Here is an 8,322-nt window from a genome sequence, read left to right as displayed (position 1 = left end):
TAAAAAACATAAAAAAATGGAAAGTAATGTTTTTACTTTCCATTTTTAAATTATTTATTCTCCAATCAATTCTTCATCCTGAAAATACTGAATGATCGCTTTTTTCATTAAAATTTGCTGTTCATTCGGTTTTAATTCCGGGAGTGGTTCAAGCTCTTCCCAATGTGGATATCCATCATTGTCATAATGTGAAAATTTATAATATCCAAAAGGCTCCAGCAATCTACAAACTGCGATATGAAGGAGGTTTACTTTATCGTCTTTCGTATATTTTTGCTGGCCGCTTCCCAATTCCTGAAGCCCGATTAAAAACAAATACGTTTCAATCGGTGCATCTTTTTCAGTATCAAAGTTTTCGATGAAAAATTGTTGTACTTTTTGCCAGTATTCTGCTTCGTTAATCATCTTTTCTATCTTCTAATTTTAATAAAAATGCGTATTCCAGCGCATCTTCCTTCAGAGATTCAAATCTTCCGCTTGCTCCGCCATGTCCTGCACTCATATCGGTTTTGAAAATCAAAATATTATCATCTGTTTTCAATTCTCTCAATTTCGCTGTCCATTTTGCGGGTTCCCAATATTGAACCTGAGAATCGTGTAATCCCGTTGTAATTAAGGTATTCGGATACTCTTTCGCTTCTACATTATCGTAAGGCGAATATTCTTTCATATAATGATAATATTCTTCGTCATTCGGATTTCCCCATTCGTCGTATTCTCCGGTTGTTAAAGGAATAGTTTCATCCAACATTGTTGAAACTACATCCACGAAAGGAACTTGTGCTACAATCCCATTAAATAAAGTAGGCTCGTAATTCATCACCGCTCCAACCAACAATCCTCCGGCGCTTCCGCCCATTGCGTATAAATGTTTTGAAGAAGTATAATTTTCTTTAATTAAATATTTTCCGGCATCAATAAAATCGAAGAATGTATTTTTCTTAAACAACATTTTTCCGTCTTCATACCATTCTCTTCCTAAATATTCACCACCTCGAATGTGAGCAATTGCATAAATAAATCCTCTATCTAAAATTGACAGTCTCACATTAGAAAAGCTCGCATCAACCGTATGCCCGTAACTTCCGTAACCATATAAAAGTAGAGGAGTATCGGCAGATTTTTTTGTGTCTTTATGATACACCAAAGAAATCGGAACTTTCGCTTCACCATCTCTTGAGTCTGCCCAAATTCTTTCCGAAATATAATTTTCAGCAAAAAACTTTCCGCCCAAAACTTCCTGTTGTTTCAAAAGCTTTGTGGTTTTTTCTTTCATATTATATTCGTAAGTAGAGCTTGGCTGTGTTAAAGAAGTATAGCCATAGCGTAAAACTTCCGTATCAAACTCAAGGTTTAACCCAATATAAGCAGTATACGTTGGATCTGAAAAAGGTAAATAGTGAGATTCCTGAGTTTTTTCGTCAATAATTTTAATCTGAAGCAAGCCTTCTTCTCTTTCTTCAAGAACCAAATAATTTTTAAAAATCTCGAAACCTTCCAGCAAAACTTCCGGGCGATGAGGGATTACATCTACCCAATTTTCCATTCTGCAGTTATCAATTTTAGCTTTTACGATTTTAAAATTGAATGCGTCGTCTGCATTGGTGATGATGTAAAACTCATCTTCGTAATGTTCTACAGAATATTCCAGATCATCAATTCTTGGCTGAATGATCGTCCATTCTGCAAAAACATTGTCTGAAGGGATAAATCTGTGCTCGTCTGAAATCGTACTCGAACTTGCAAGGAAAATATATTCTAACGATTTGGTCTTGAAAACATTTACATCAAAAGTATCGTCTTTTTCATGGAAGATTAAAACATCTTCCGAAGAATCTGTTCCCAATTGATGTCTGTAAACCTGAAAAGCTCTTAAACTTTCATCTTTTCTAATGTAAAAAATGTGTTCGTTATCATTAGCCCAAACTGCTTTTCCTGTGGTGTTTTCGATTTTATCAGCAAGAATTTCGCCTGTTTTTAAATCCTTAAAATTAATGGTGTAAATTCTGCGACTTACATTATCTGTTGAAAATGAAGTCAGTTGATTGTTTGGCGAAACAGCTACGCTTCCCACTTCGAAATATTCGTGTCCTTCTGCTAACATATTTACATCGAGAATAATTTCCTCTTCGTTATCCAGACTTTGATATTTTCTGCAAAAAATAGGGTATTCTTTTCCTTCTTCATAGCGTACGATATACCAATATTCATTAAAGAAATAGGGTAGAGATTCATCATCTTTTTTGTATCGTGCCTTCATTTCCTCGAAAAGATCTTCCTGAAGCTGTTCTGTATCTTTCATTACGAAATCTGCGTATGCATTTTCTTCTTCTAGATATTTTGTTACTTCAGGGTTTTCTCTTTCATTCAGCCAGAAATAATTGTCAGTTCTTTTATCTCCGTGTATTTCGAGTATTTTTTCTATTTTTTTTGCCTGTGGAGCTTTCATTCGAATATTTTGATTCTTTTTATATTTTTAAAATGTCTTTACATAATCTGGTCGGAATTTAAGAACATTTTAGCCAATATTAAATTTTGTTCAAATTTAATTAAAAAAAAACCATCTTTCCTTTGTTGAAAAGACGGTTATTATATGTTTTCGTATTAAATTTTACTTGTGTAAAGCTTTAATATATTTTTCAAGAGCCATAGTCATAGACGGAGTTTCCTTTGTAGGAGCCATTAAATCTACCTTCAATCCTGCTTCTTCCGCTGCTGCCGAAGTGGTTGCTCCAAAGACGCCGATCTTAGTTTCTCCCTGTGTAAAATCCGGGAAATTCTGTTGTAGAGATTTAATTCCTTGTGGACTGAAGAAGATCAACATATCGTAATCTTTAATAGTAATGTCTGTTAAATCACTACAAACCGTTCTGTACATGATCGCTCTTGTCCAGTCGATATTTGCTGCGTCTAACGTTCTTATGATATCCGGACTCAACACGTCTGAAGATGGTAAAAGGTACTTCTCAGAAGGGAATTTTTTGAAAAGTGGAGCCAGATCTGCGAAGTTCTTCTCCCCAAAGCTGATCTTTCTTTTTCTGTAAACAATATGCTTCTGAAGATAATTAGCAATCGCTTCCGACTGGCAGATATACCTCATAGTATCCGGAACTGCAAAGCGCAATTCTTCTGCTAATCTAAAGTAATGGTCTATCGCATTTTTACTGGTAAAGATAATACCTGTGTACTGCGTAAGATCAATCTTCTGTGTTCTCAATTCTTTGTTGTCAACTCCTTCGACGTGGATGAAAGGACGGAAATCAATCTTTATTTTTTCCTTCTTCGCTATTTCCAGGTATGGAGACGACTCGCTAGGCGATGGTTGTGATACCAATATAGACTTTATTCTCATCATTGACTTTTATTAAAAAAATAATAATTTCCAAAGCAACATAAGAGGTGCAATTTGGAGGGTGCAAATATACAAAAATTTATAATACCATTTTTCGGGTAAGATCTTGTTCTTGTGAAATAAATAGAAAAAAATCTTAAAAATAAACACAAAAGCAGTAAAGTATAAATAATATAAAAACATTTCATTTCTGTCTATCGGGAAATAATAGTGGGCTACACATAATATTATCAACAAAAAAGACAGGATGAAATAAAATTTTGTAGAGGTAAAGTAAAAAATACTCCATTTTTTTCCGTCGCCAATACTTTGGTAAAATAAAAAGCCTAAACCGCATTTTAATAAATAAAAAAGTACGACGGCAGTTAAAGTAAATCCAAATTTATTCAGCTCGTAGCCAAAAGGATGAATATCTGCTACAAATTTCGGAACTACAGGAATGTATTGCGAAATTAAAACAGACAAGGTGAGTGCTGTTACACACGAAGTGATAATCCAACTGGGAAGATTATTACTGGCGTCAAAATATTTTTGAAGCAGAAAATCTTTCAGGTTGGCATCTCGCTCTACAATATTCATCATAAAAATGAATAAAAAGATGCATCCAAGCAATATAAAGATTACCCAATCGTTGTTCTCAGGTATTCTTACATGATTTGTGAAGTTTTGTGATAGCGGCAAAGGAATTTTTTTGCAAAATTATAGAATATTTTGTATAAAATAAAAAGGTTAAATAAACTATCTTTGCAAACTGAAATGAAAAAACTGGTCATTATCCCAACTTATAACGAAAAGGAAAATATTGAAAATATTATTTCCGCGGTTTTTGCGTTGGAAGAAAACTTTCATGTTTTGGTTGTGGATGATACTTCTCCGGATGGCACCGCAGAAGTTGTGAGAGATTTACAAAAAAGATTCCCTCATCATTTACACCTGTCGATCAGGCATATAAAAGATGGTTTGGGAAAGGCATACATTCATGGGTTTAAATGGGCTCTTGAAAACGAATACGATTATATTTTCGAGATGGATGCCGATTTCTCACACAATCCCAACGATTTGCCGAAATTATTTGACGCGTGTCTGAATGCAGATATGGCCATTGGTTCACGTTATTCAAAAGGGGTAAATGTTGTGAATTGGCCGATGGGAAGGGTTTTACTTTCCTATTTCGCTTCAAAATATGTGAGATTTGTTTTGGGATTACCAATTCATGATACAACGGCAGGTTTCGTCTGTTTTTCAAGAAAAGTTTTGGAAGAAATAGGCTTGGATAATGTGAAATTAAAAGGATATGGTTTTCAGATTGAGATGAAATTCCGAGCTTTTAAGAAAGGTTTCAAGATTACAGAAGTTCCTATTATCTTTACCAACAGAATTTTGGGCGAAAGCAAAATGAACGGAGGCATTATTCATGAAGCCGTGTTTGGCGTGTTGAATTTAAAATGGAAATCAATAATCAATAAATTATGAAAAAACTGATCTTACTTTTTGTTTTGATGTTTGTATTTTCATGTACAGATTATATTGATAAGCCTAAAAATCTGGTTCAGGAAGATACAATGGCAGAAATATTGGCAGATTTGTCGATCAACGATCAGGCGAGCATTAATTTTCAGAATACCAATATGGAAGCCGGAACGAGATATGTTTTGAAAACATACAATGTAAAACCGGCAGATTTTACAGAAAGTTTTAAATATTACGTGCTGAAGCAGAAAATGAAAGGAATTACGGAAGAAGCACAAAAATTATTATTAAAAAAAGATCCAAAAGCGGAAAAATATATTCAGGATAAAACCAAGAATAACGGAGTAAATCCACCGAATTTGGAAAATTAGTTATGATGCAAAAGTTTTTTACGATAGAAAAAACCTCTGAGGGAAAGGCAAGAGCAGGAGAAATTACCACAGATCACGGTAAAATTCAAACGCCTATTTTTATGCCTGTAGGAACTGTAGCGAGTGTAAAAACAGTTCACCAAAGAGAATTAAAAGAAGACATAAAAGCCCAGATTATTTTGGGTAATACGTATCACCTTTACCTTCGTCCGGGTATGGAAACCATGCAGGACGCGGGAGGTTTGCATAAATTTATGAATTGGGATCTTCCTATTCTTACGGATTCAGGAGGTTTTCAGGTGTTTTCATTGGCAAGCAGCCGAAAAATGACCGAAGAAGGAGCGAGATTCAAATCTCATATCGACGGAAGTTATCACATGTTCTCTCCGGAAAAATCTATGGAAATCCAAAGACAGATCGGAGCTGATATTTTCATGGCTTTTGACGAATGTACGCCTTATCCTTGCGAATACAATCAGGCCAAATCTTCGATGGAACTTACGCATCGTTGGTTGAAAAGATGTATCGAATGGACGGAAAATAATCCTGAAATTTACGGTCACAAACAAAGACTTTTTCCTATTGTTCAGGGCTCCACATATTCAGATTTAAGAAAAATTTCTGCAGAAGTTATTTCCGAAGCGGGAGCTGAAGGAAATGCCATTGGTGGACTTTCCGTAGGGGAACCTGAAGAAGAAATGTACAGAATTACCGACGAAGTAACCGATATTTTACCAAAAGAAAAACCAAGATATTTAATGGGGGTAGGAACACCGTGGAATATTTTGGAATCTATCGGGTTGGGAATCGATATGATGGATTGTGTAATGCCAACAAGAAACGCAAGAAATGCAATGCTTTTCACTTGGCAAGGCGTGATGAACATGAAAAACGAAAAGTGGAAAAAAGATTTTTCGCCGCTCGACGAATTTGGTACAAGTTTCGTAGACAGAGAGTATTCGAAAGCTTATTTGAGACATTTATTTGTTTCTAAAGAATATCTGGCGAAACAAATAGCTTCTATTCATAATCTGGCTTTTTATTTAGATTTGGTGAAAGTTGCAAGAGAACATATTTTAGCAGGAGATTTCTACGAATGGAAAAATTCTGTGGTTCCTGTGCTTAGACAAAGGCTTTAAAAATATAAAGAGTTCTGGGGAGTCCCGAAGGGACGACTTACATCAGAATAGGATGCAGATCCTATTGTAATAATTAAGAAAAAAACGCAGCAATGCTAAAGATTGTAGACAAATATATCATTAAAAAGTATCTTGGAACGTTCAGTTTCATGCTGATATTGCTGTCTATTGTTGTTTTGGTGATTGATGTTCAGCAAAAAATTCCGAGAATTGAAAATGCAAAAGCATTAGATCCAAAAATGGATTTAATGTACTTTTTGATTCATTTTTATCCGTTCTGGATTTTGAATCTTATTGTAACTTTCCTTTCGATTTTGGTTTTTATTTCGGTGATTTATTTTACCTCCAGAATGGCAAATAATACGGAGATTGTCGCGATTATCAGTTCCGGAGCAAGTTTTCACAGGTTTGCGAGACCTTACTTAATTACTTCGGTTTTTATTGCACTGATTTCTCTTACTGTCAATCATATGGTTTTGCCGTGGGCGAATATCAAAAAAAACGCACTCGAAGCATATACCTATAACTCAACCAATAAAGAGAAAATTTTAGGAACCGCGCCGGCTTCTGCTCAGTTAAGTAAAACGGAATATATTTTCGTAAACTCATGGAATAAAAAAGAGCGAAGAGGAACGGGTTTCGTTTTCCAAAAGTTTGATAAAGACAGAAGATTGCTTTATGAATTAAAAGCATCGGAGGTTTCTTGGGATCAGGCTAAAAAACAATTTATTTTAAATAATTACACGGAAAAAACGATCAATAAAGATGATTCTCAAAAGCTGGCGAATAACTATGAGTTAAGAAAAAGTTATGGTCACGCGCCGGAAGAATTATTTCCGAATGAATTGTTGGGACAAAATAAAACGACTCCTGAACTTATAAAATTCATCGAACGCGAAAAAAATAAAGGAAACGGTAACCTGAATTCTTACCTGAACGAGCTTCATCAAAGAACTTCAATGCCTGTTTCAATTGTTATTCTTACGTTTTTAGCCCTTTCATTAGCATCTCAGAAGAAGCGTGGCGGGCTGGGGATTAACCTTGCGGTAGGTATTTCTTTGGCTTTCGTTTTTGTATTTTCTTTTGAAGCATTAAAAGTTGTTTCCGAGAATAAAAGTTTAACTCCATTAACGGCGATGTGGTTGCCCAATATGATTTTCTTCCCGATTGCGCTTGTTTTATATTTGAAGAGAGCCAATCAGTAAAGAAGTTTTATTTCTTTGTGATAAAAAGACTGTAAACCATCATTTTCCAAATCAATCCAAAGTTCTCCTTTTTCGTCAGCATGTTTTATGATGCCATTTTGTCGCTTTTTGTCTAATTCAAAGACGGAAACCTGATCTTTTCTGAATAAATGTTGATTAAAAAGTTTCATGATTTCTTCATCAGAGGGAATATTTTGTAGTTTTTCAACCAAATAATTCTGAAGCTTTTCAGTGGTTTCATTTAAGTCAAATTCGATTCCTGTTTGGGTTAAAAGCGAACCAGCGTTAGAAACTTCCTCAAATTTTTCCTGAAGAATATTAAAGCCTGCTCCAATGATGAAATAATTATTTTGATTTATTTTTTTCTTTTCTATTAAAATTCCGACGATTTTTTTATTTTTAAGGATAATATCATTTGGCCACTTTATTTTCACGTCATTATCAGTCAAATTGGCAAGGAAATCCCTTATCACAATTGCGGTATAATAATTGAACATAAAATCAGAGCACGTAAAATTCTCGATTTTTGCCGCTAACGTATACGCTAAATTTTTTTCAGCATTGAAAGACCAGGTATTTCCATATTGTCCGCGACCTTTTGTTTGGTTGAAAGTATGTAAACCGATAAAATCTGAATTTTCATAAAGTAAAAACTTAGATATTTCGTCATTAGTAGAAGAACACTCTTTTAAATAGAATAAATGGGGCATTTAAGAAAACTTTAAGACTTTTAAAGGGTTAAAAATAAGGCTAAAGTAAAGAAAAAACAATAAATTTGCAGATTA

9 protein-coding genes are annotated in these 8,322 nt (G+C 34.4%); 4 read left to right on the top strand and 5 right to left on the bottom strand.

All coding sequences use genetic code 11. From position 1 onward, the window contains the following. Positions 1-54: 54 nt before the first annotated feature. From OXQ85_RS15845 to OXQ85_RS15830, 4 genes are all read right to left on the bottom strand, one after another. Positions 55-405 carry a hypothetical protein gene (locus OXQ85_RS15845; protein WP_267405726.1) on the bottom strand — a complete coding sequence of 117 codons (351 nt, stop codon included), beginning with the start codon at positions 403-405 and terminating at the stop codon, positions 55-57. Beyond that, positions 398-2,449, bottom strand: coding sequence for a S9 family peptidase (locus OXQ85_RS15840; protein WP_267405724.1), 2,052 nt, complete (start codon positions 2,447-2,449; stop codon positions 398-400). Before OXQ85_RS15840 ends, OXQ85_RS15845 begins: the two co-directional genes overlap by 8 nt. Before the next feature lie 162 nt (positions 2,450-2,611). After that, complete coding sequence (locus OXQ85_RS15835) at positions 2,612-3,352, bottom strand: uroporphyrinogen-III synthase (protein WP_267405735.1); 741 nt, start codon at positions 3,350-3,352, stop codon at positions 2,612-2,614. Between the two features lie 12 nt (positions 3,353-3,364). Further along, positions 3,365-3,934, bottom strand: a complete 570-nt coding sequence (locus OXQ85_RS15830; protein WP_267405721.1) for a DUF4271 domain-containing protein — start codon at positions 3,932-3,934, stop codon at positions 3,365-3,367. 174 nt (positions 3,935-4,108) lie between these two features. Between OXQ85_RS15830 and OXQ85_RS15825 the strand changes: the two genes are divergently transcribed. The 4 genes from OXQ85_RS15825 (at position 4,109) to OXQ85_RS15810 (ending at position 7,537) form a co-directional block, all read left to right on the top strand. Continuing rightward, positions 4,109-4,825: a polyprenol monophosphomannose synthase gene (locus OXQ85_RS15825; RefSeq protein ID WP_267405720.1), complete on the top strand. Its 717-nt coding sequence runs from the start codon at positions 4,109-4,111 to the stop codon at positions 4,823-4,825. Then, positions 4,822-5,193 (top strand): DUF4296 domain-containing protein, encoded by a 372-nt coding sequence (locus OXQ85_RS15820; protein WP_267405718.1) that lies wholly within the window; start codon positions 4,822-4,824, stop codon positions 5,191-5,193. Before OXQ85_RS15825 ends, OXQ85_RS15820 begins: the two co-directional genes overlap by 4 nt. Before the next feature lie 5 nt (positions 5,194-5,198). Next, entirely contained in the window at positions 5,199-6,332 is a 1,134-nt protein-coding gene (tgt, locus tag OXQ85_RS15815; RefSeq protein ID WP_267405716.1) for a tRNA guanosine(34) transglycosylase Tgt, read from the top strand. Between the two features lie 92 nt (positions 6,333-6,424). Continuing rightward, the gene (locus OXQ85_RS15810) at positions 6,425-7,537 is read left to right on the top strand and encodes an LptF/LptG family permease (protein WP_267405714.1); all 1,113 of its coding nucleotides are present in this window, start codon (positions 6,425-6,427) and stop codon (positions 7,535-7,537) included. On the opposite strand, the gene OXQ85_RS15805 is transcribed toward OXQ85_RS15810, so the two are convergent. Then, positions 7,531-8,247: a biotin--[acetyl-CoA-carboxylase] ligase gene (locus OXQ85_RS15805; protein WP_267405711.1), complete on the bottom strand. Its 717-nt coding sequence runs from the start codon at positions 8,245-8,247 to the stop codon at positions 7,531-7,533. The two genes, OXQ85_RS15810 and OXQ85_RS15805, sit on opposite strands and share 7 nt — an antisense overlap. Positions 8,248-8,322: the final 75 nt, after the last annotated feature.

The organism is Chryseobacterium sp. GM_Chr_2 (assembly GCF_026540445.1).
Lineage (GTDB): Bacteria > Bacteroidota > Bacteroidia > Flavobacteriales > Weeksellaceae > Chryseobacterium.
This window is presented reverse-complemented; position numbering and strand designations above follow the sequence as displayed.

Coding starts and splice junctions, on each gene's coding strand:
- OXQ85_RS15845 (WP_267405726.1), bottom strand. CDS start 405: ATGATTAACGAAGCAGAATACTGGCAAAAAGTACAACAATTTTTCATC.
- OXQ85_RS15835 (WP_267405735.1), bottom strand. CDS start 3,352: ATGAGAATAAAGTCTATATTGGTATCACAACCATCGCCTAGCGAGTCG.
- OXQ85_RS15840 (WP_267405724.1), bottom strand. CDS start 2,449: ATGAAAGCTCCACAGGCAAAAAAAATAGAAAAAATACTCGAAATACAC.
- tgt (WP_267405716.1), top strand. CDS start 5,199: ATGCAAAAGTTTTTTACGATAGAAAAAACCTCTGAGGGAAAGGCAAGA.
- OXQ85_RS15810 (WP_267405714.1), top strand. CDS start 6,425: ATGCTAAAGATTGTAGACAAATATATCATTAAAAAGTATCTTGGAACG.
- OXQ85_RS15805 (WP_267405711.1), bottom strand. CDS start 8,247: ATGCCCCATTTATTCTATTTAAAAGAGTGTTCTTCTACTAATGACGAA.
- OXQ85_RS15820 (WP_267405718.1), top strand. CDS start 4,822: ATGAAAAAACTGATCTTACTTTTTGTTTTGATGTTTGTATTTTCATGT.
- OXQ85_RS15825 (WP_267405720.1), top strand. CDS start 4,109: ATGAAAAAACTGGTCATTATCCCAACTTATAACGAAAAGGAAAATATT.
- OXQ85_RS15830 (WP_267405721.1), bottom strand. CDS start 3,934: ATGATGAATATTGTAGAGCGAGATGCCAACCTGAAAGATTTTCTGCTT.